The 21,273-nt window shown below is 55.4% G+C and carries 15 protein-coding genes; 10 read left to right on the forward strand and 5 right to left on the reverse strand.

All coding sequences use genetic code 11. The features are described 5' to 3' along the window. The first annotated feature begins 56 nt into the window (after nt 1–56). The 3 genes from hmsP (at nt 57) to AC6I8C_RS00660 (ending at nt 5,314) form a co-directional block, all read left to right on the forward strand. Nucleotides 57–2,063 (forward strand): biofilm formation regulator HmsP, encoded by a 2,007-nt coding sequence (gene hmsP / locus AC6I8C_RS00650; protein ID WP_497821333.1) that lies wholly within the window; start codon nt 57–59, stop codon nt 2,061–2,063. Between the two features lie 225 nt (nt 2,064–2,288). After that, nucleotides 2,289–3,578 (forward strand): dicarboxylate/amino acid:cation symporter, encoded by a 1,290-nt coding sequence (locus AC6I8C_RS00655; RefSeq protein WP_497821334.1) that lies wholly within the window; start codon nt 2,289–2,291, stop codon nt 3,576–3,578. A gap of 245 nt (nt 3,579–3,823) precedes the next feature. Further along, complete coding sequence (locus AC6I8C_RS00660; RefSeq protein WP_033734794.1) at nt 3,824–5,314, forward strand: M16 family metallopeptidase; 1,491 nt, start codon at nt 3,824–3,826, stop codon at nt 5,312–5,314. A 2-nt stretch (nt 5,315–5,316) separates the two neighbouring features. On the opposite strand, the gene AC6I8C_RS00665 is transcribed toward AC6I8C_RS00660, so the two are convergent. Beyond that, nucleotides 5,317–6,189, reverse strand: coding sequence for an alpha/beta hydrolase (locus AC6I8C_RS00665; protein ID WP_013359660.1), 873 nt, complete (start codon nt 6,187–6,189; stop codon nt 5,317–5,319). A gap of 492 nt (nt 6,190–6,681) precedes the next feature. On the opposite strand from AC6I8C_RS00665, the gene msbA reads away from it, so the two are divergent. Further along, complete coding sequence (msbA, locus tag AC6I8C_RS00670) at nt 6,682–8,439, forward strand: lipid A ABC transporter ATP-binding protein/permease MsbA (protein ID WP_497821335.1); 1,758 nt, start codon at nt 6,682–6,684, stop codon at nt 8,437–8,439. Between the two features lie 96 nt (nt 8,440–8,535). Here msbA and kdgK read toward each other — a convergent pair whose 3' ends face one another. Then, the gene (gene kdgK / locus AC6I8C_RS00675) at nt 8,536–9,468 is read right to left on the reverse strand and encodes a 2-dehydro-3-deoxygluconokinase (protein WP_497821336.1); all 933 of its coding nucleotides are present in this window, start codon (nt 9,466–9,468) and stop codon (nt 8,536–8,538) included. 281 nt (nt 9,469–9,749) lie between these two features. On the opposite strand from kdgK, the gene pdeH reads away from it, so the two are divergent. Then, a complete protein-coding gene (pdeH, locus tag AC6I8C_RS00680) occupies nt 9,750–10,523 on the forward strand; it encodes a cyclic-guanylate-specific phosphodiesterase (RefSeq protein ID WP_497821337.1) in 774 nt (257 codons plus the stop codon). 63 nt (nt 10,524–10,586) lie between these two features. After that, nucleotides 10,587–12,647 carry an AsmA family protein gene (locus AC6I8C_RS00685; protein WP_497821338.1) on the forward strand — a complete coding sequence of 687 codons (2,061 nt, stop codon included), beginning with the start codon at nt 10,587–10,589 and terminating at the stop codon, nt 12,645–12,647. Here AC6I8C_RS00685 and ppiC read toward each other — a convergent pair whose 3' ends face one another. Further along, on the reverse strand, nt 12,648–12,929 hold the full coding sequence (gene ppiC / locus AC6I8C_RS00690; protein WP_008926423.1) for a peptidylprolyl isomerase PpiC: 282 nt from the start codon (nt 12,927–12,929) through the stop codon (nt 12,648–12,650). A 75-nt stretch (nt 12,930–13,004) separates the two neighbouring features. On the opposite strand from ppiC, the gene rep reads away from it, so the two are divergent. Further along, nucleotides 13,005–15,026: a DNA helicase Rep gene (gene rep / locus AC6I8C_RS00695; protein WP_497821339.1), complete on the forward strand. Its 2,022-nt coding sequence runs from the start codon at nt 13,005–13,007 to the stop codon at nt 15,024–15,026. 42 nt (nt 15,027–15,068) lie between these two features. Here rep and gppA read toward each other — a convergent pair whose 3' ends face one another. Together gppA and rhlB are read right to left on the reverse strand one after the other, a co-directional pair. After that, nucleotides 15,069–16,553, reverse strand: a complete 1,485-nt coding sequence (gene gppA, locus AC6I8C_RS00700; RefSeq protein WP_013359669.1) for a guanosine-5'-triphosphate,3'-diphosphate diphosphatase — start codon at nt 16,551–16,553, stop codon at nt 15,069–15,071. A 6-nt stretch (nt 16,554–16,559) separates the two neighbouring features. Further along, a complete protein-coding gene (rhlB, locus tag AC6I8C_RS00705) occupies nt 16,560–17,852 on the reverse strand; it encodes an ATP-dependent RNA helicase RhlB (RefSeq protein ID WP_013359670.1) in 1,293 nt (430 codons plus the stop codon). 116 nt (nt 17,853–17,968) lie between these two features. Between rhlB and trxA the strand changes: the two genes are divergently transcribed. The 3 genes from trxA (at nt 17,969) to wecA (ending at nt 21,273) form a co-directional block, all read left to right on the forward strand. Next, a complete protein-coding gene (trxA, locus tag AC6I8C_RS00710) occupies nt 17,969–18,301 on the forward strand; it encodes a thioredoxin TrxA (protein WP_003851963.1) in 333 nt (110 codons plus the stop codon). Nucleotides 18,302–18,653: 352 nt separating this feature from the next. Then, the gene (gene rho, locus AC6I8C_RS00715; RefSeq protein WP_003851960.1) at nt 18,654–19,913 is read left to right on the forward strand and encodes a transcription termination factor Rho; all 1,260 of its coding nucleotides are present in this window, start codon (nt 18,654–18,656) and stop codon (nt 19,911–19,913) included. A gap of 280 nt (nt 19,914–20,193) precedes the next feature. Continuing rightward, nucleotides 20,194–21,273, forward strand: a complete 1,080-nt coding sequence (wecA, locus tag AC6I8C_RS00720; RefSeq protein WP_033734802.1) for a UDP-N-acetylglucosamine--undecaprenyl-phosphate N-acetylglucosaminephosphotransferase — start codon at nt 20,194–20,196, stop codon at nt 21,271–21,273.

Consider the following 21,273-nt stretch of genomic DNA (forward strand, 5'->3'; position numbering starts at 1 on the left):
GGCGGGCATTGTCCTGTCTGCTATCTGGGCTTTTTTCATCGTCGGGAGAGAATTTTTTGCGCGTAAGCCGGTCACTTACGATAAAGCAGATGGCGACAGTTTCGCTGGTTGCGGTTATCACCATCAGTATCTTTATCGTCATCCAACTGTTTCATTTTGTGCAGCAGCGCAGGATTGACTATGCCCAGCAGATGGAGAATATCGCACACACCGTCCGCCAGCCGCTGTCGGAAGCGGTGCTGCGTGCCGATATTTCTCAGGCCGAACGCATTCTTCATTCACTGAAGCCAGCCGGTATTTTATCGCGCGCTGATGTGGTGCTGCCGAATGCGTTCCAGGCCCTGCACGCCGACTTTGAGACGGAAAAACCGGTGCCGCTTCTGGTGGCCCGCCTGTTTGAGCTGCCGGTGCAGATTACCCTGCCGCTCTATTCGGTGGAAAATACCGGGATGCCGAAGCCGCTGGCCTATCTGGTGTTGCAGGCTAACTCGACGCGCGTCTATCAGTTTATCCTCAGCACGCTCTCGACCATGATCATCACCTACCTGCTACTGGCGCTGATCCTATCCGTGGCGATCAGCTGGTGCATCAACCGGCTGGTGGTGCATCCGCTACGCAATCTCTCACGGGAGTTGCAGGAGCTGCCACCGCAGTCGATTCTGACGCATAAACTGACCCTGCCGCAGAGCCACCGCGATGACGAAATCGGCATGCTGATCCGCAGCTACAACCGCAATCAGCAGGTGCTGGAGTCGATTCATGACGAGATGAGTCGGCTGACCACCCATTTTGCCGTCACCGATCTGCCTAACCGTACGCTGTTTCTGGCGCTGGTCGAACAGTTCATGTGCAACCCTGAACAGTCACTGGGTCTGATGGTGATCCGCATTGAAACGCTGCAGGAAGCTAACGGCGTACTGAGCGATGAGCAGCGCGATACGCTGATGCTGACGCTGGTGGAGAAAATCCGGCATACGCTGGATGACCATACCCTGCTGGCGCAGACCGGTGTCAGCGACTTCGTGTTGTTAATGAAGCGCGCCAGCAATCCGTTCCGTGCGCTGCGCCTGGCGCGTAACCTGATGATTCGCCTGAATCAGCCGGTCAACCTGCATCAGCTGCAGCTGCGTCCTAACGTCAGTATTGGTCTGGCGCTGCGCGACGATAAGCCGCTGAGCGCGAATGAGCTGCTTGACCGCGCGACCTCGGCGATGATGTCGGCCCGTCATCAGGGCAAAAATCAGATCCTGTTCTTTGACGCCGCGCTGACCGAGCGTGCCCAGAAGCGTCTGACGCAGGAGCATGACATTCTGCAGGGGCTGCACGATGAGCAGTTCGCCCTCTACCTGCAACCTCAGGTGGATATGCGCACCGGCACGTTAACCGGCGCAGAAGCGCTGCTGCGTATGCGCCAGCCAGATGGCAGTTACGGTCTGACCGAAGAATTTATTGCCAGTGCCGAAGAGATTGGCGTGATTAGCGCGATTGGCCGCTGGGTGTTTGAAGAGGCGTGCCGTATTCTGGCTGGCTGGCAGCGACAGGGCATTATGCTGCCGCTGAGTGTGAATATTTCCGCGGTGCAGCTGCGGGATACCGGCGTAGTTTCTCATCTGCAATCCCTGCTGGCACGCCACCGCATCGCACCTGGCACCCTGGTGCTGGAAGTGACAGAGACGGCTCAGCTTGACGATGCGGAACAGGCGATGTCGATGCTGCGACTGTTGCAGCAGACCGGCGTGGCGGTGGCGCTGGACGATTTCGGCATGGGCTATTCCAACCTGAACTATCTCCATCAGCTGAAAGCGTTGCCGGTTAACAAACTGAAGATGGATCGCAGCTTTGTGGCGGCACTGCCGCATGACGACACCATGGTCCGCATCGTGGCGGCCATCGCCGAGATTATCCATCTTGAGGTGATTGCTGAAGGCGTGGAAACGGCGGAGCAGCGCGACTGGCTGCTTGCGCGCGGTATCGCTATCGGTCAGGGCTATCTCTATGCGGAAGCGCTGCCGGTGAGCCGATTCAACCAGACGTGGATCAAAAACTCCTCACTGCCGCAATAATTGCCTGATTCATTGATTTTGCGAGAATTTTAGTTACAAAACCCCTTGCTGAAGCGTTTCAGTTCAGAATTACGATCCCAGGGTTTCCTGGGCGTTTGTCACCCTGTATTAATCACGTAAACAGAGTGTTATTTTCGGGTTACTGTCAGGCGCCACCTCTGTTGCCCGCCAGTCACAATAACGAATCCGACAACATCACCTCACGGCGTTAGTGGACACCTGTTTATGAAAACCTCACTTTTTAAAAGCCTTTACTTCCAGGTGCTGATGGCGATTGGCATCGGCGTTTTGTTAGGCCATTTTTACCCGGAGTTAGGGACTCAGATGAAGCCGCTGGGAGATGGCTTTGTTAAATTAATCAAGATGATTATCGCCCCGGTGATTTTCTGTACCGTGGTGACCGGCATCGCTGGCATGGAAAGCATGAAAGCGGTAGGGCGGACCGGCGCAGTAGCCCTGCTCTATTTTGAAATTGTCAGCACCATCGCGCTGATTATCGGCCTGATCGTGGTGAACGTCGTGCAGCCAGGTGCCGGGATGAACGTTGATCCTGCCACGCTGGACGCCAAAGCCGTGGCGATGTACGCCCAGCAGGCAGAACAGCAGGGCATCGTTCCTTTCCTGCTGGATATTATTCCTAACAGCGTGATTGGTGCCTTTGCCAGCGGCAACATTCTGCAGGTATTGCTGTTCGCCATTCTGTTTGGTTTTGCCCTGCATCGCCTGGGTAACACCGGCACGCTGATTTTCAACGTGATTGAAAATTTCTCAAAAGTGATTTTCGGCATCATCAACATGATCATGCGTCTGGCACCGATAGGGGCATTTGGCGCAATGGCGTTCACTATCGGTAAGTATGGCGTGGGATCACTGGTGCAGCTCGGCCAGCTGATTATCTGCTTCTACATCACCTGCATGCTGTTTGTGGTGATCGTGCTGGGGCTGATTGCGCGTCTGTTTGCCGGATTCAGCATCTTTAAGTTCATTGCCTACATCAAAGAAGAGCTGCTGATTGTGCTGGGGACCTCCTCTTCCGAGTCTGCGCTGCCGCGTATGCTGGATAAGATGGAGAAACTGGGCTGTAAGAAATCAGTGGTCGGGCTGGTGATCCCCACCGGTTACTCCTTTAACCTCGACGGCACCTCGATTTACCTGACCATGGCGGCGGTATTTATCGCTCAGGCGACCAATGCGCACATGGATATCTTCCATCAGATTACGCTGCTGGTGGTGCTGCTGCTCTCCTCGAAAGGCGCAGCGGGGGTAACCGGAAGCGGATTTATCGTACTGGCGGCGACGCTCTCTGCGGTAGGACATCTGCCGGTGGCGGGTCTGGCGCTGATACTCGGTATTGACCGCTTTATGTCCGAAGCCCGTGCGCTGACTAACCTGATCGGTAACGGTGTGGCGACCGTGGTGGTCGCGAAGTGGGTCGATCAGCTGGATCATAAACAGCTGACCGACACGCTGGCAGGCCGTAATAAGGAGAATAAAGCGTCTGAATCTTCAATTTAATCATTGAATTTCACTTAAATTCTCACAAATGCCCGCTGTCGCTTGCCCTGACAGCGGGCATTTGCATAATGAACCCCACTTGTTTTTTTGACGTTTTTCACTTCGTTGCGCGACATCCTGAGCTTCCTGTGGTCAAACACTCTGTTGTTGGATAACAGCGCGATTCGGCGCCAGCCGATTCGTTAATAACAGCGGCAATATGCGCCAGTGATAACGATATTTGAATTATTTGAGTAGGGGTTCACATGCAGGGCACCAGAATTCGGCTTTTGGTTGGTGGATTAGTGCTGGCAGGCAGCTTTGGTCTCCAGGCAGAAACGCTGCAACCGGATCCGGCCTGGCAGGAAGGCAAGCTGGATAATGGATTTAACTGGCAGTTACTGGCCACACCGCAGCGCCCCAGTGACCGCATTGAACTGCGGCTGGTGGTGAACACCGGTTCGCTGGTGGAAAGTGCGCAACAGACCGGCTTCAGCCATCTGCTGTCGCGTCTGGCGATGGTGCATAACACGGCGCTCGATACGCAGCAGCAGCGCGCGCTATGGCAACAGGCGATGGATCCTCAGCATCCGCTGCCGCCCGTCATCGCCTCCTATGATTCCACCCAATATAATCTGAGTCTGCCGAATAACCGCCCCGAGCTGCTGAAAGAAGCGCTGAACTGGCTGGCGGCCACGGCAGGCAATATGGCGATCACTGAAGAGGTGGTTAACACCGCGCTGGCCGCTTCCGATCCGGTGGCGACCTGGCCGAAAGATCCGCAGGATGTCTGGTGGCGCTACCGCCTGAAAGGCTCCGCGCTGCTGGCGCACGATCCCGCTGCGCAGCCCCGTGCGCCGGTTGATTTAACCCAGCTCAGCGATTTTTATCATCAGTGGTACACCCCGGACGCGATGACGCTCTACGTGGTAGGCAACGTCGACAGCCGTAACCTCTCTGAACAAATCAACAAAACCTTCTCGGCGTTAACCGGCAAACGTGAAACCCCTGCGCCACTGCCCACCCTGTCGCCGCTGCCGCACGAGCCGGTGAATCTGGTCAGCAGCAACATGACCCAGGATCGTCTCTCACTGGTGTGGGATACGCCGTGGCAGCCGATTCGTGACTCTCAGAATCTGCAGCGTTACTGGCAGGGCGATCTGGCCCGTGAAGCGCTGTTCTGGCATGTGCAGCGTGCACTCAGCGACAGTAAGGCACAGGGCATCCAGGTCGGATTTGACTGCCGTGTGCTTTATCAGCGTGCGCAGTGTTCCATCAACCTGGATGGGCGCAATGAAAATCTGGCGCAGAATATGAATCTCGTGGCGCGTGAGCTGGCAAACGTGCGTGATAAAGGTTTACCGCAGGAGGAGTTTGATGCGCTGATGGCGCAGAAGCTGCTGGAGCTGAACAAGCTGTTTACCACGTATGCCCGCACCGACACCGATGTGCTGATGAGTCAGCGCCTGCGCTCGCAGCAGAACGCCGTGGTCGATATCGCGCCTGAGCAGTATCAGAAGCTGCGTCAGACTTTCCTGGCCGGCCTGACCCGTGAACAGCTGAACCAGGAGCTGCGCCAGCAGCTGACGCAGGAGCTGATGATGGTTCTGATTCAGCCGGAAGGCGAAGCAGAAACCAACGTGAAGAGCCTGCAAAACAGCTGGGACAAAGTGATGTCACCATCAGCAGCACCGGCGACCAGCAATGAAGCCAGTCCGCCGGATAGCAACGTCAAAGACGTTCCGCCCGCCGCGTAACGTCAGGTTTTTGCCCTGAGCCACTCGGTCACTAACATCGGCCAGCTGGCGAGGGGCAAATCTGCCACGCCACGGATACCAAATCCGTGTCCGCCTTTCTGATAGAAATGCACCTCTGCCGGGACCTTATGCTCACGCAGCGCGCCGAAAAACGCCATGCTGTGATTCACGGAGACATCATCATCGTCGGCGGCGTGGATTAACAGCGTCGGCGGCACCAGCGGATGAACACGGGTTTCCATTGAGTAGGCTTCAATCGTTTTCTGATCCGGCCACGCACCCAGCAGGCGGGTTCTGGCACCTTCATGGGCGATGCCGTCACGCATGCTGATCAGGGGATAGACCAGTACCATCGCATCCGGACGCGGCGAGAAGTTTTCAGCGCCATCCTGCACCGGATAGAGTTTCTCTGCGAAACGCGTTCCCAGACTGGCTGCCACGTGGCCACCCGCCGAAAAGCCCATCATCACAATGTATTTACCGTTCAGGCCACGCTGTGCCCGATCGCGCAGGACGCGAACCGCGCGCTGTGCATCGGCCAGCGGCGCGTCAGGGCCTTCGTGATGCCCGTCGTAGGGCAGGCGATAGGTCATGACCGCCAGGGTGTAGCCCATGGAGGTAAAGAAGGTCGCCAGCGCGCTGCCTTCACGATCGATCATTACACGCTGATAGCCACCGCCCGGTGCAACCAGCAGGGTAATGCCGTTGGATTCGACCGGATGCCAGATCGCCATCTCCGGGCAACGCACGCCGGTAGCGGCGCGATCGTAAGGCTCATACTCTTTTGCCATATCGACAATCTGCGGTTCGGCGCGGGAGTCGCTGGCGCCTGGCGCATCACCGTGTGGCCAGATATTAATAATTTCTGTGTGCATAAATAGATCCTGATGCGGGGAATATTTTAATTGTTTTGTTCGCGGCCGGAGAGAACAGCGTCCTGCTGTCTTTTGATTAAAAGATGGTCTTTTTTCAGGCGGTCGTCCATCCGAAAAGGGCGAATATGACCAGATTCGGACTATGCCTGGAGTGAGAACTGTCTGCGTAAATGATTAATTTTAATCAATAAATTATAAGAGGGATTAACGGGGATTGCCGCAGGGTGTCTGTTATTAACCACTAATTTTCAGCTTAAGGTAAATGGCTGGCACGGGCCGCTTTGTTAGCCGCAATTTACCGGATATCACGCTGTTTGCTGTTAAGACGACATAATGCTTTTAATGACAGAGTGATCTCCGCCTCGATGCTGAGATTAATGTGCCAGTCTCATTTGGGAATGGTCAGCATCATTTACCACGAGGCAGTTTCCTGTTGGTTGATGCGGTTTAACATAACATCATCCGTCTGTTCACAACGGTAAGATGCATCTCATGTTTGATACCGATCTCTCCACCAGACAAACCTTTGGTCGCCTGTGGCCGACAATTTCTCCTTTCAGGCTGGGACTGCTGGTTGCGGGTGTTGCCCTGATCGTCAATGCTGCTATAGACCCGTTTATGCTGACGTTACTGAAGACGCTGCTGGACGATGTGATTGGCAAAAATAACCACGGCATTCTGGTCTGGATGCCGCTGGTGATTATCGGGCTGATCCTGATCCGCGGCGTCAGCGGTTATATCTCCAGCTACTGCATCTCCTGGGTGTCAGGCAAAGTGGTCATGACCCTGCGGCGTCGGCTGTTCAGTCACATGATGGGCATGCCGGTATCGTTCTTTGATCAGCAATCAACCGGCACGCTGCTCTCCCGTATCAGCTACGACTGCGAACAGGTCGCGTCTTCCTCGTCCGGGTCGCTGGTCACGGTAGTACGTGAAGGGGCCTCGATTCTTGGCCTGTTTGCGATGATGTTCTACTACAGCTGGCAGCTTTCCCTGATCCTGCTGGTACTGGCACCGATTGTGTCGCTGGCGATCAGCATCGTCTCCCGGCGCTTCCGCCGCATCAGCAAAAATATGCAGAACACCATGGGGCAGGTGACCTCTCATGCAGAGCAGATGCTGAAAGGGCATAAAGAGGTGCTGATGTTCGGCGGTCAGCAGGTTGAGACCGACCGCTTCGGCCAGGTCAGCAACAAAATGCGTCACCAGGGAATGAAAATGGTCTCGGCGACCTCGCTCTCCGATCCGATTATTCAGCTGCTCGCCTCCTCGGCACTCGCCTTTGTGCTTTATGCGGCCAGCTTCCCCTCGGTGATGGCCACGCTGACGGCGGGCTCCATCAGCGCGGTGTTTTCCGCCATGCTGATGCTAATGCGTCCGTTAAAATCACTGACCAACGTCAACGCCCAGTTCCAGCGCGGCATGGCGGCCTGTCAGACGCTGTTTGCGATTCTGGATACGGAGCAGGAGAAAGACGAAGGTACACGCGTAGTTAAGCGCGCCACCGGCAACATTGAGTTTCGCGACGTCACCTTTACCTATCCGGGATCGGAAACGCCTGCGCTGCAGCATATCAATCTGACCCTTCCCGCCGGTAAAACCGTAGCGCTGGTCGGCCGTTCCGGTTCGGGGAAATCGACCCTCGCCAGCCTGCTGACGCGCTTTTACGACATCGACAGCGGTGAGATTTTGCTGGATGGGCATGACCTGCGTGATTACACCCTTGCCTCGCTGCGCGAGCAGATGGCACTGGTTTCTCAGCATGTTCACCTGTTCAACGACACGGTCGCCAACAACATTGCTTATGCCCGCACCGATGTTTTCCGCCGCAAGGAAATTGAAAAGGCGGCAGAGATGGCTCATGCCATGGAATTCATTAATAAAATGGATAACGGACTGGATACGGTGATTGGGGAAAATGGGGTGCTGCTGTCGGGTGGACAGCGCCAGCGCATCGCGATTGCCCGCGCCCTGTTGCGCGACAGCCCGATTCTGATCCTCGACGAAGCGACCTCGGCCCTGGACACCGAGTCTGAACGCGCGATTCAGTCTGCGCTGGAAACACTACAGCAGAACCGGACCACGCTGATCATCGCTCACCGGCTCTCAACCATTGAAAAGGCAGATGAAATTCTGCTGATAGAAGAGGGGAAAATTGTGGAGCGCGGTTCGCATCAGCAACTGCTGCAACAGAACGGCGCGTATGCGCGGCTCTATCAGATGCAGTTCAGTCAGCCGCTTTGTGCGTAAGAGGTATGAATGCCAACAGCTAAAAATGCGCCCAGGGGCGCATTTTTCGTCATCTACATTCGCAGCTCGATCCTTACGACGCTAACTGCTACAGCATCACTCAGGCATCGCCGCTGCCGGAATAATCGCGCCGCGATGCTGAATCACGGTGCTGGCGGTCAGGTGTCCGCGCTGCGCGGCGGCCTCTGCAGACGCGCCAGTCAGACGGCGCGCCAGATATCCGGCACTGAATGAATCGCCAGCGGCTGTCGTATCGATCACTTTCTCTTTCGCCAGATGTACCGCAGGCACCTCGATCAGCGGCGCATCGCCGATAGCGACCAGACAGGAGTCTGCACCCCGCTTAATGACGATTTCGCTGGCACCGGCCTGACGGGTACGCGCAATAACGCCATCAAGCGGCTGCTCGCCCCACAGCAGATGTTCATCATCCAGCGTCAGGAAAGCGATATCGGTGCAGTTGAGCATGGCGCGATATGCAGCCTGCGCGCTGGCGCGATCGGCCCATAAACGCGGGCGGTAATTGTTATCAAAAATCACCCTGCCGCCATTCGCCCGGCAGCGGGCCAGCAGCGCCATCAGCTTCTCACGGCTTGCCGGCGGCAGAATCGCCAGACTGATGCCGCTAAGGTAGAGATAATCGTAGTGCGACAGCTGTTGGGCTATCTCTGCGGATTGCGGGCTGTCGAGCCAGTAACGGGCGGCGGCATCACTGCGCCAGTACCAGAAGGTACGCTCGCCGTCGGCATCGGTTTCAATCACATACAGGCCCGGCATCTTATTATCGAGGCGCTGAATCAGGTCCGTATTCACCTTCTCCTGCTGCCAGGCGGCGATCATCTGATTGCTGAACGAATCCGTGCCCAGCGCGGTAACATAATCGACCCGTAACTGCTGCTCATCAACCTGGCGGGCGAGATAAACGGCCGTGTTAAGGGTATCGCCGCCAAAGCCCCGCTTAATGTTCTCACCCTTTTCGGACAGCTCAATCATGCATTCGCCGATGATGGCGATTTTCTTCTGCGTCATGGTTTCAGACCTGTAGTGAAATATCGCCTTAGTCTCGCGTCTGGTATGGCAGACGTCAATGGTTTTAAAACAGTGTTTTAATTTAACTTAAGGCGCTGAAAGGCCCCGATCCGGGCGATAAGAGCGGCTAATTTCGGCCTGTTTTGCCGATTATGCTAACGAATCGGCTGATAAACTCCCCGTTTTCATACGGCCGCTCCATTCATCTCATTATCACAGGCATTTACAATAATCGCTTCAGTCTCCCGTTTTGGGGACGTGTTATCAACCAGGAAAATAGCATGGTGATGGAGAGTATTAGCCAATGGCTGCCGTCTTCAACCGACCTTAATCTCCATACGGAAACGCCGCTCTTCTGGCAACAATGTCATCGACGCTATCGGTTTCAGCCGATCTATCGGGTAACCGGTCGGTTACTCGCCATTGAACTGCTGACCGCCGTTTATCATCCCATGGCACCGGAACGGAATCTCTCGCCTGAAGCCTGGTTTGCCGGACTCGACATCGCTCAGCGCCTGAACGTCGTGTATGAGCAGCTTGAACTCCTCGCAGAATGGACGGCATTTTTTGAACGTAATGATGTGGTCGCCTCGGTCAACATAGACGGCCCCTCACTGCTCGCCATTCAGCATCGACCTGCTATTCGCCAGCTTATAGCCCGACTGCCCTGGTTACGCTTTGAACTCACCGAGCACCAGGCGCTGCCGCAGGAGGAGAAAGTAGCGAAAATTCCTGAGCTGGGGGCGCTGTGGCTGGATGATTTCGGTTCGGGTATGGCCAATTTTTCGGCGCTGACCCAGCTCAACTATGATTACATCAAGCTCTCGCGCGATCTGTTTGTTTTGCTGGGCACCACCGATGAAGGGCGCAGCCTGTTTTCGATGCTGCTGGCGCTGATCAATCGCTACTGTAACGGCGTCATTGTTGAAGGGGTGGAGACGGAAGCGCAGTGGCAGCAGGTTAAAGCATCCCCCGCTATCGCGGCCCAGGGCTACTACTTTTCGCGGCCTGTCCCATTTTCTGAACTGAATCATCTCACTATCCAGCTTCCCTGATGCCGTTGCTCGCCGTCTCGACTATCTTTAACGCAGACCGTGAATGTGCAAGGAGAAAGCGTAATGTCGCGTACCGGGAAAATAGTCAGCTGGGTAGCAGGAATTCTGGTGTTATTAATCGTGGTGATTATCGTTGTCATCGCCACCTTTGACTGGAATCGCCTGAAGCCCACCATCAATCAGAAAGTTTCTGCCGAATTAAACCGTCCCTTTGCGATACGGGGAGATTTGGGTATCGACTGGGCAAGAAATCGCGACGAGGCAGGCTGGCGGCGCTGGGTGCCGTGGCCGCAGGTGCACGCGGAAGATATTATGCTGGGCAATCCGCCAGACATTTCTGACGTCACGATGGTGCATCTGCAACGAGTGGATGCCACGCTGTCACCGCTGTCGTTGCTGCATAAAGAGCTGTTTATTCCGTGGATTAAGCTGCAGCGGCCTGATGCCCGGCTGATCCAGACCGCAGATAAAAAGAACAACTGGACCTTTACCCTGGCCAATAGTGACAAAGACGAGAAGAATGCCGCGCCGTCTGCGTGGTCCTTCCGTCTGGATAATATTCTGTTCGATCAGGGACAAATCCGTTATCGCGATGCCGTTAACCGTGCGGATGTGACGGTACAGGTCAATCCGCTGGGTAAACCAGTGCCTTACACGCAGATTGCCGGCGGCAACGACCAGCAGAAGGGCGCGGGCAATTTTGTCTTTGGCTGGAAAGCCAGTGGCACCTATAACAACGAGAATCTCAGTGGCGACGGCAAAATCGGCGGCATGCTGTCGCTGCGCAGCCAGAACACCCCGTTCCCGATCCAGGCCGATGTGCGCAACGGCTCCACGCGCGTGCAGGTGACGGGCGGGTTACAGGATCCGATGAACCTCGGCGGGCTTAACGTGCGGCTGCGCTTCGCAGGCGATACGCTGGCGAATCTCTATGGTCTGACCGGCGTCCTGTTGCCTGACACACCGCCTTATGAAACTGATGGCCATCTGATTGCGAAATTCAATGGCGAAAAGGGTGCGGTCTACCGCTATGAGAAATTTAACGGACACATTGGCGACAGCGATATTCATGGCTCGCTGATTTACACGCAGGGTAAACCCCGTCCGACGCTGACCGGTGAGCTGACTTCTGAGCAGCTGCGCATGGCCGATCTGGGGCCGCTGATTGGCGTGGACTCCGGCAAAGGCAGTGAAAAAACCGCGCAGGCTAAAGCCCGTCGCGGTGAGAAATCGAATCAGCCCGCTGACCGCGTGCTGCCGCACGATAAATTTGAGACCAAAAACTGGGACGTGATGGATGCCGATGTGAAGTTCAGCGGCAAACGAATCGAACACAGTAATTCCCTGCCGTTAAGCGATCTCTACACCCACTTACAGCTGAAAAGCGGCGATCTGCTGCTGGATCCGCTGCGTTTTGGTGTGGCAGGCGGCAATCTCAACAGCACCATCCGGCTGGAGGGCGATCGCTCGCCGATGCGTGGCCGGGTTGACCTTCATGTCCGTAAGCTGCAGCTGCGCCAGCTCTTCCCGACGGTGGACGCAATGAAGAACAGCCGTGGTCAGCTCAATGGCGATGCCAGCTTTACCGGCACCGGTAACTCCGTGGCCGATCTGCTGGCGACCAGCAACGGTCAGCTTAAGCTGCTGATGAATGATGGGCTGATCAGCCGCAGCCTGATGGAGATTGCCGGACTCAACGTCGGTAACTACGTGGTGGGCAAGCTGTTTGGCGATGACCAGGTGCGTATCAACTGCGCCGCGACCGATCTTAAACTGCAGAACGGTGTGGCGACGCCTAACCTGTTTGTGTTTGATACCGAGAACGCGATTATCAATGTGTCAGGTAATGCGAACTTCGCCAGTGAGCGGCTGGATCTGTCGGTGAATCCGGAGAGCAAGGGTATCCGCATCGTGACGCTGCGCTCCCCGCTCTACGTGCGTGGCACCTTTAAAAATCCGGATGCAGGCGTGAAAGCGGGGCCACTGCTGGCCCGCGGTGCCGCTGCCGTGGCACTGGGTGCAGTCGTCGGTCCGGCAGCGGCGCTGCTGGCCATGATCTCGCCAAGTGATAACGAAGACAACCAGTGCAGCACCGTCCTGCAGCAGATGAAGGCGAAGAAGTAACTAGTTGCGGTAGAGCACTTTGATAATGTGATAACCAAAGCCGGTCTTTACCGGCCCGTAAGGCGTCAGCAGCGGGCAGGTAAAGACCGCTTTATCAAAGGCCGGCACCATCTGTCCCTGCCGGAACTCGCCCAGATCGCCCCCCTTACGGCCGGAAGGACAGGTTGAGTGCTTCTTTGCCAGCTCCTGAAAATTGCCGCCTTTCGCCAGTTTCGCCAGAATCTCTTTTGCCAGCGCTTCCTCTTTGACCAGGATGTGTAAAGCCGCCGCGGTTTTCGCCATGTTGGTATCTCGGTTGTGTATAATTGCCGCCCAGTATAAACCCCTTTCTTTTGATTCAATCAGGCGATTTCTTTTATGCGTTTAAACCCCAGCCAACAACGTGCCGTCGAATTTGTTACCGGTCCCTGTCTGGTGCTGGCGGGCGCGGGATCGGGTAAAACCCGCGTGATTACCAACAAAATCGCCCATCTGATTCGTGAATGTGGCTATCAGGCGCGCCACATCGCCGCGGTAACTTTTACCAATAAAGCCTCGCGCGAAATGAAAGAGCGTGTGGCGCAGACGCTGGGCCGCAAAGAGGCGCGCGGCCTGCTGATCTCAACCTTCCATACGCTGGGACTGGAGATCATCAAGCGCGAAACGGCGGCGCTGGGCATGAAGTCGAACTTCTCGCTGTTCGACGATCAGGATCAGCTCGCCCTGCTGAAAGAGCTGACCAAAGAGTGGCTGGAAGAGGATAAGACGCTGTTGCAGCAGCTTATCTCCACCATCTCTAACTGGAAAAACGATCTGATCGATCCGCAGGGCGCTGCTGCGCAGGCGAAATCACAGCAGGATAATATATTTGCCCACTGCTATGCCCTCTACAGTCAGCATCTTAAGGCGTGCAACGTGCTGGACTTCGATGACCTGATCCTCCTGCCGACGCTGCTGCTGCAGCGTAATCAGGAAGTGCGTGAGCGCTGGCAGCAGCGTATCCGCTATCTGCTGGTGGATGAGTATCAGGACACCAACACCAGCCAGTATGAACTGGTTAAGCTGCTGGTTGGCGCACGCGCGCGCTTCACGGTCGTCGGCGACGATGACCAGTCGATCTACTCCTGGCGCGGCGCACGGCCGCAGAATCTGGTGCTGCTGAATCAGGATTTCCCGGCGCTGGAGGTTGTGAAGCTGGAGCAGAACTACCGCTCTTCGCAGCGCATCCTGAAGGCGGCCAATATTCTGATTGCCAATAATCCGCACGTCTTTGAGAAGCGGCTCTTTTCGGAGCTGGGGCAGGGCAGCGAGCTGAAAGTGCTGACCGCCAACAGCGAAGAGCACGAAGCGGAGCGGGTCACCGGTGAACTGATCGCGCATCACTTTATTAACCGCACGCAATACAAAGATTACGCGATTCTGTATCGCGGTAACCATCAGTCACGGACCTTTGAAAAGTTTCTGATGCAGAACCGCATCCCTTATCGCATCTCTGGCGGCACCTCCTTCTTCTCCCGGCCGGAGATTAAAGATCTGCTCGCCTATCTGCGTGTGCTCACCAATCCTGAGGATGACAGCGCGTTTCTGCGCATCGTTAATACGCCGCGCCGCGAGATTGGCCCGGCCACGTTGCAGAAGCTCGGTGAATGGGCCAACCTGCGCAGCAAGAGTCTGTTTAACGCCAGCTTTGATGTCGGTCTGGGGCAGACGCTGAGCGGCCGTGGTCTGGAGCATCTGCAGCGCTTCACCCACTGGCTGAATGAGATTATCCAGCTGAGCGAACGTGAACCGGTGAATGCCGTCCGCGATTTGATTCGCGGCATCGACTACGAAAGCTGGCTGTTCGAAACCTCCGGCAGCCCGAAAGCCGCCGAAATGCGGATGAAAAACGTCAACACGCTGTTTCAGTGGATGACTGAAATGCTGGAAGGCAGCGATATCGATGAGCCAATGACGCTGGCGCAGGTGGTGACACGCTTTACCCTGCGCGACATGATGGAGCGCGGTGAAAGCGATGAAGAGCTGGATCAGGTGCAACTGATGACGCTGCACGCCTCTAAAGGTCTGGAGTTCCCCTATGTGTTCCTGGTGGGCATGGAAGAGGGACTGCTGCCGCATCAGAGCAGCATTGATGAGAACAACATCGAAGAGGAGCGTCGCCTGGCTTACGTGGGGATCACGCGGGCGCAGAAAGAACTGACCTTTACCCTGTGTCGCGAACGCCGGCAGTATGGCGAGTTAATCCGGCCTGAACCGAGTCGTTTCTTGCTGGAATTGCCGCAGGACGATCTGCAATGGGAGACCGAGCGCAAAGTGGTCAGTGCGGAAGAGCGGATGAAAACCGGGCAGAGTCGGGTCGCCGGATTGAGAGCGATGCTGGATAAGGCGAAGAAGAGTTAAACCTCGCGTGAGGCGAAGGAAATTCGCCTCACGCGGGTGCTATTACGACAGGGTTAACAACCAGTGGACGTAAGACTGATAGTGGCTTTCCTGCTCCAGCAGTTCGCTGCGCAGCGGATGCGCCTCCAGCCAGCCTGCGGGGAGGGTCAGATGCAGGGCATCATCGTCTGCCAGTAGCCGCACTGCAGGCAGGGTGTCATCGCGACGGCGGGTGGAGAAAATAATCGCCAGCCGCAGCAGACGGCACATCCGTTCCGCCAGGCGCGGCGGCAGCGCATTTTGCTGAGTCAGCAATGCCAGATCGATGCTGCCGCTCTGGTTTTGCAGTAAACAGGCCAGCAGCTTCTTCTGCGCCGGTGTGAAGCCAGGCAGATCGAGGTGACGCACCAGATACGCCGCATGCTGCGGCGCATGACGGAAGTCGACGCTCAGGCCAATTTCGTGGATCGCGCAGGCGCTGAGCAGCAGCTCACGACAGCGCTGATCCAGCTTCCACGGCGTGGAAACCTGACGGAAAAAGCTCTCAGCCAGCTGACGCACGCGGTCTGCCTGTTCGACATCAATGCTGAAACGGCGCTGGACGTTGTGCAGCGTGCGGGTCCGGATATCGCGGTCGATGGGCAGATGCAGCATGCCATAAACCAGTCCTTCACGCAGTGCGCCGCCGGCCAGCGTCATGCTATCGATGCTGAGCGTCTGGAAGATAGCGATCAGGATCGACAGGCCGCTGGGGAACACCAGTGCCCGTTCCAGCGTCAGTCCTTCAATTTCCAGCTCTTCCAGTTTGCCGCACTGAATGGCGCGCTGCTTCAGCTGCTGCAGTTTATTCAGCGTGATGCGCTCATCCATACCCTGCGCCACCATGATCTCCTGCAGCGCCTGAACCGTGCCGGATGCACCGACACAGGCCTGCCAGCCCTGCGCACGCAGCTGCGCGGCAATCGGCTGGATCATCTCACGGGCCGCCTGCTCAGCCTGGTCGAAGTTCTCTTTTGCCAGATGACGATCGCTGAAGAAGCGCTCCAGCCACGTCACACAGCCCATCGACAGGCTGAACAACACGGATGCGTGTGAGCCGTCGCCGGTAGCCAGTTCGGTACTGCCGCCGCCGATATCGACCACTAAACGCTTGTCGGAACCGCCGGTAGTGTGGGCCACGCCCTGATAAATCAGGCGCGCCTCTTCTTCACCGCTGATGACGTTAATGGTACAGCCGAGAATCTGCTGGGCGGTGTCGAGGAAGGTCTGCGCATTGGCAGCCAGACGCAGGGTGGCGGTCGCCACCACGCGAATCTGATCGGGGGGAATATCCTGCAGTTGTTCAGAGAAGAGTCTGAGGCATTGCCAGCCACGCGACATCGCGTCGGCTGACAACAGGTTATTTTTATCCAGACCGGCAGCAAGGCGAACCTTGCGCTTAATTTTTGCGACGGTCTGAATACTGCCAGAGACTTCGCGCACCACCAACATATGAAAGCTGTTAGACCCTAAATCGATCGCTGCATAAAGTGACGACGCGCTGAGCATGGTGGCCTAACCTGAACGTTTGCGGTTGTTGTTGCGTGGAGCACCGCGACGATTGGCGTTATTCCCTCCGCGACGCTGGCCATTGCCGGTACGACTGCGTTGCAGACGCTTAGGCGGCGGTAAATCGGTTAACAACGCCTCGCTGCTGTACTTGCTGACCGGAATGCTGTGGCCAATGTACTCTTCAATTGAAGGCAGGTTCAGTGCGTACTCTTCACAGGCCAGGCTGATAGAGTGTCCGCTGGCGCCGGCACGACCGGTACGGCCAATACGGTGAACGTAATCTTCACAGTCATCTGGCAGATCGTAGTTAAAGACGTGCGTCACAGCCGGAATGTGCAGACCACGAGCGGCCACATCGGTGGCGACCAGAATATCCACATCACCTTTGGTGAAGTCATCCAGAATGCGCAGGCGCTTCTTCTGAGCCACGTCGCCAGTCAGCAGACCAACACGGTGGCCATCGGCGGCCAGATGGCCCCAGATATCTTCACAGCGGTGCTTGGTGTTGGCGAATACAATGGCGCGATCGGGCCACTCTTCTTCCAGCAGGGTCTGCAGCAGGCGCATTTTCTCTTCGTTAGACGGATAGAAAAGCTCTTCCTGAATGCGATGGCCGGTTTTTTGTTCCGGTTCCACTTCGACATATTCAGCGCTGTTCATGTGCTCAAACGCCAGTTCACGGACGCGGTAAGAGAGCGTCGCCGAGAACAGCATGCTCAGACGCTGCGTAGCGGGCGGCATGCGACGGAACAGCCAGCGGATATCTTTAATAAAGCCGAGATCGAACATGCGATCGGCTTCGTCCAGCACCATGACCTGAATGGCACCGAGATTGACATGATTCTGCTTCGCGTAATCGATCAGGCGGCCGGTGGTTGCCACCAGAATATCAACGCCCTGTTCCAGCACTTTCAGCTGTTTGTCATAACCATCTCCGCCATAGGCGAGACCCAGTTTCAGGCCGGTTGAGGCGGTAAGGGGTTCGGCATCCGCATGAATCTGCACAGCAAGTTCACGCGTCGGCGCAAGAATTAAAGCCCGTGGCTGGTTAACCTGACGACCTTCCGCCGCAGGATGAGAGAGAAGATGATGAAACGTTGACGTCAGAAACGCCATCGTTTTGCCGGTACCGGTTTGCGCCTGGCCTGCAACATCACGCCCTGAAAGCGTAAAAGGCAGAGCTAACGCCTGAATTGGCGTGCAGTATTGAAAGCCTTTACTATCAAGGGCTTCCACCACTTTTGGGTGCAGGGCGAAGTCGGAAAACTTCTGTTCAGTTAAGTGTGTTTTGCTCATAGTGTGGTAGAATATCAGCTTACTATCGCTTTACGAAAGCGTATCCGATGAAATAAAGTCAACCAACATTGGTATATATTACGCCAATTCGCCAGGCATAATCTTTGGAGTAAAACATGAGCAGCGATAAAATCGTTCATCTGACTGATGACAGTTTCGACACCGACGTGCTGAAAGCCGACGGCGTTACACTGGTAGATTTCTGGGCTGAATGGTGTGGTCCTTGCAAAATGATCGCGCCCATCCTTGATGAAGTTGCAGAAGAGTATGATGGCAAGCTGACCATCGCTAAGCTGAATATTGATGATAACCCAGGCACGGCACCGAAATACGGCATTCGTGGTATCCCGACGCTGCTGCTGTTTAAAAATGGCGAAGTCGCCGCGACCAAAGTGGGCGCGCTGTCTAAAGGCCAGCTGAAAGAGTTCCTGAACGCCAACCTGGCGTAATTCAGGGCTGAACGTCTGGCAGTGGTGAATTTATCTCCTGCTGCTGGACGTTCGCTTTCGGGCGTGCTAAGTTACCAATACTGCATTACGAACTTACCTTGTAGTTTGCATCTTAAAGTTTTCCCTTGTTGAACCCTGTCGCCCTGTACCTTATAAAGATAGAACGGTTCAGCAATCTTACGGTTAGCTCCAACTCTGGCATCACATTCGGACATCTGCCTGCATACCGATCGCCATTTCATACGATGATCGTCGGGAAGAGCCGAAAAGAGCCATTAACGGCATGGATTAATTGCCATACCACTCACGACAAACATTCCGAGTATTACCCCGAGTTTAAGAACCCATCACTATGAATCTTACCGAATTAAAGAATACGCCGGTTGCTGAGCTGATTACTCTCGGCGAAAATATGGGGCTGGAAAATCAGGCTCGCATGCGCAAGCAGGACATTATCTTTTCCATCCTGAAGCAGCACGCGAAAAGCGGCGAAGACATCTTTGGTGATGGCGTGCTGGAGATTCTTCAGGATGGATTTGGATTCCTCCGTTCCGGAGACAGCTCCTACCTCGCCGGCCCTGATGATATCTACGTTTCCCCCAGCCAAATCCGCCGCTTTAACCTCCGCACTGGTGACACCATCTCTGGCAAAATCCGTCCACCAAAAGAAGGTGAACGTTATTTTGCGCTGCTGAAAGTTAACGAAGTTAACTACGACAAGCCGGAAAACGCGCGTAATAAGATTCTGTTCGAAAACCTCACGCCGCTGCACGCAAATAAACGTCTGCGTATGGAGCGGGGTAATGGCTCAACGGAAGATTTAACCGCTCGCGTACTCGATCTGGCATCGCCGATCGGTCGCGGCCAGCGTGGTCTGATCGTGGCACCGCCGAAAGCCGGTAAAACCATGCTGCTGCAGAACATCGCGCAGAGTCTGGCGTACAACTACCCGGATTGCGTGCTGATGGTGCTGCTTATTGACGAGCGTCCGGAAGAAGTGACCGAGATGCAGCGTCTGGTGAAAGGCGAAGTTATCGCCTCAACCTTCGATGAGCCCGCTTCGCGCCACGTTCAGGTTGCTGAAATGGTGATCGAGAAGGCCAAGCGTCTGGTTGAGCATAAAAAAGATGTCATCATCCTGCTCGATTCCATCACACGTCTGGCGCGTGCCTACAACACCGTGGTGCCTGCTTCAGGTAAAGTCCTGACCGGTGGTGTGGATGCCAACGCCCTGCATCGTCCAAAGCGTTTCTTTGGTGCTGCACGTAATGTGGAAGAGGGCGGAAGCCTGACCATCATCGCGACCGCGCTGGTTGATACCGGTTCGAAGATGGATGAAGTCATTTACGAAGAGTTTAAAGGCACCGGTAACATGGAACTGCATCTCGCTCGTAAAATTGCTGAAAAACGCGTCTTCCCGGCGATTGATTACAACCGTTCTGGTACGCGTAAAGAAGAGCTGCTCACCTCTCAGGAAGAGCTGCAGAAGATGTGGATCCTGCGTAAGATTATTCACCCGATGGGCGAAATCGACGCAATGGAATTCCTCATCAACAAGCTGGCGATGACCAAAACCAATGATGAATTCTTCGATATGATGAAGCGTTCATAATCCGATACTGCCAGGCCGGACCACAGATTCGGCTTTTTTAGTTCAAATGCGCAGAAAATCGACCTTACGCCACGTCTCAACGTGGCGTTTTTCATTTGTGAGCTATAGGATTGAACACTGGCAGGAGCATTTATAATGACTGTGGTAGTGATGGCGAATTTATGACCGTTCGTCTGTCTCTTTATGCAGAATTCGGAATCCGACACAGCACCAGGCGCGCTTTTTTGCGTATTGTGGTGCGGGATGTTAGCTGAGAGCGTTTAACGTGAATTTACTCACTATGAGTACTGAGCTTGGTTTAATTTTTCTCTTTTCCCTGGCTTTCCTCTTTTTTGCTCGAAAAGCAGCTAAAAAAATTGGTTTAGTTGATAAGCCTAACTCACGTAAACGTCATCATGGCGCGATTCCGTTGGTGGGCGGCATTTCCGTGTTCGCAGGTATCTGCTTTACGTTTGCCATCACTAACTACTATCTGCCACACGCGCTGCTCTATCTGGGCTGCGCCGGGGTTCTGGTGCTGGTTGGCGCACTGGATGACCGATTCGATATCAGCGTTAAAATTCGCGCAGTCGTGCAGGCCATCGTCGCGCTGGTGATGATGTTTGGCGCAAAACTCTATCTGCTCAGCCTGGGCTTTATTGTCGGTCCGTTCGAGCTTATCGTGGGGCCCTTCGGCTATGTCCTGACGCTCTTTGCCGTCTGGGCTGCGATCAACGCCTTTAATATGGTAGACGGGATCGATGGTCTGCTGGGCGGACTCTCCTCGGTCACCTTTGCCGCAATGGGCATCATCCTCTACTTCGACGGCCAGACCAGCCTTGCGATGTGGTGCTTTGCGATGATTGCCGCCACGCTGCCCTATATCCTGCTTAACCTGGGCTTCCTTGGCCGTCGCTTCAAAGTCTTTATGGGCGATGCCGGCAGCACCATGATCGGCTTCACCATTATCTGGATTCTGCTGGAAACGACGCAGGGCCTGAGCCATCCCATTACACCCGTTACCGCACTCTGGCTGATCGCCATTCCGCTGATGGATATGGTGGCGATTATGTATCGTCGCCTGCGCAAAGGCATGAGCCCGTTTTCGGCCGATCGTCAGCACATCCACCATCTGATTATGCGTGCCGGTTTTACCTCGCGTCAGGCCTTTGTCCTGATTACCGTTGCGGCGGCCATCCTCGCCGGTATCGGTGTACTGGGTGAATATCTGGCGTTCATCCCGGAGTGGGTGATGCTGCTGCTGTTCCTGGGCGCTTTTATGGTTTATGGCTACTGCCTGAAGCATGCGTGGCGCGTGGCGCGACGCGTCCGGCGTATCAAGCGTCGTCTGAGCCAACATCGCGAAGCAAAAAATAAATGA

The sequence above is a fragment of the Pantoea sp. X-Soil-YNGN-844 genome (assembly GCF_059730595.1).

Bases quoted from the DNA above. Each gene is read 5' to 3' on its own strand.
- AC6I8C_RS00655 (WP_497821334.1), top strand. From the start codon at position 2,289: ATGAAAACCTCACTTTTTAAAAGCCTTTACTTCCAGGTGCTGATGGCG.
- AC6I8C_RS00660 (WP_033734794.1), top strand. From the start codon at position 3,824: ATGCAGGGCACCAGAATTCGGCTTTTGGTTGGTGGATTAGTGCTGGCA.
- AC6I8C_RS00665 (WP_013359660.1), bottom strand. From the start codon at position 6,189: ATGCACACAGAAATTATTAATATCTGGCCACACGGTGATGCGCCAGGC.
- msbA (WP_497821335.1), top strand. From the start codon at position 6,682: ATGTTTGATACCGATCTCTCCACCAGACAAACCTTTGGTCGCCTGTGG.
- kdgK (WP_497821336.1), bottom strand. From the start codon at position 9,468: ATGACGCAGAAGAAAATCGCCATCATCGGCGAATGCATGATTGAGCTG.
- pdeH (WP_497821337.1), top strand. From the start codon at position 9,750: ATGGTGATGGAGAGTATTAGCCAATGGCTGCCGTCTTCAACCGACCTT.
- AC6I8C_RS00685 (WP_497821338.1), top strand. From the start codon at position 10,587: ATGTCGCGTACCGGGAAAATAGTCAGCTGGGTAGCAGGAATTCTGGTG.
- ppiC (WP_008926423.1), bottom strand. From the start codon at position 12,929: ATGGCGAAAACCGCGGCGGCTTTACACATCCTGGTCAAAGAGGAAGCG.
- rep (WP_497821339.1), top strand. From the start codon at position 13,005: ATGCGTTTAAACCCCAGCCAACAACGTGCCGTCGAATTTGTTACCGGT.
- gppA (WP_013359669.1), bottom strand. From the start codon at position 16,553: ATGCTCAGCGCGTCGTCACTTTATGCAGCGATCGATTTAGGGTCTAAC.
- rhlB (WP_013359670.1), bottom strand. From the start codon at position 17,852: ATGAGCAAAACACACTTAACTGAACAGAAGTTTTCCGACTTCGCCCTG.
- trxA (WP_003851963.1), top strand. From the start codon at position 17,969: ATGAGCAGCGATAAAATCGTTCATCTGACTGATGACAGTTTCGACACC.
- rho (WP_003851960.1), top strand. From the start codon at position 18,654: ATGAATCTTACCGAATTAAAGAATACGCCGGTTGCTGAGCTGATTACT.
- wecA (WP_033734802.1), top strand. From the start codon at position 20,194: ATGAGTACTGAGCTTGGTTTAATTTTTCTCTTTTCCCTGGCTTTCCTC.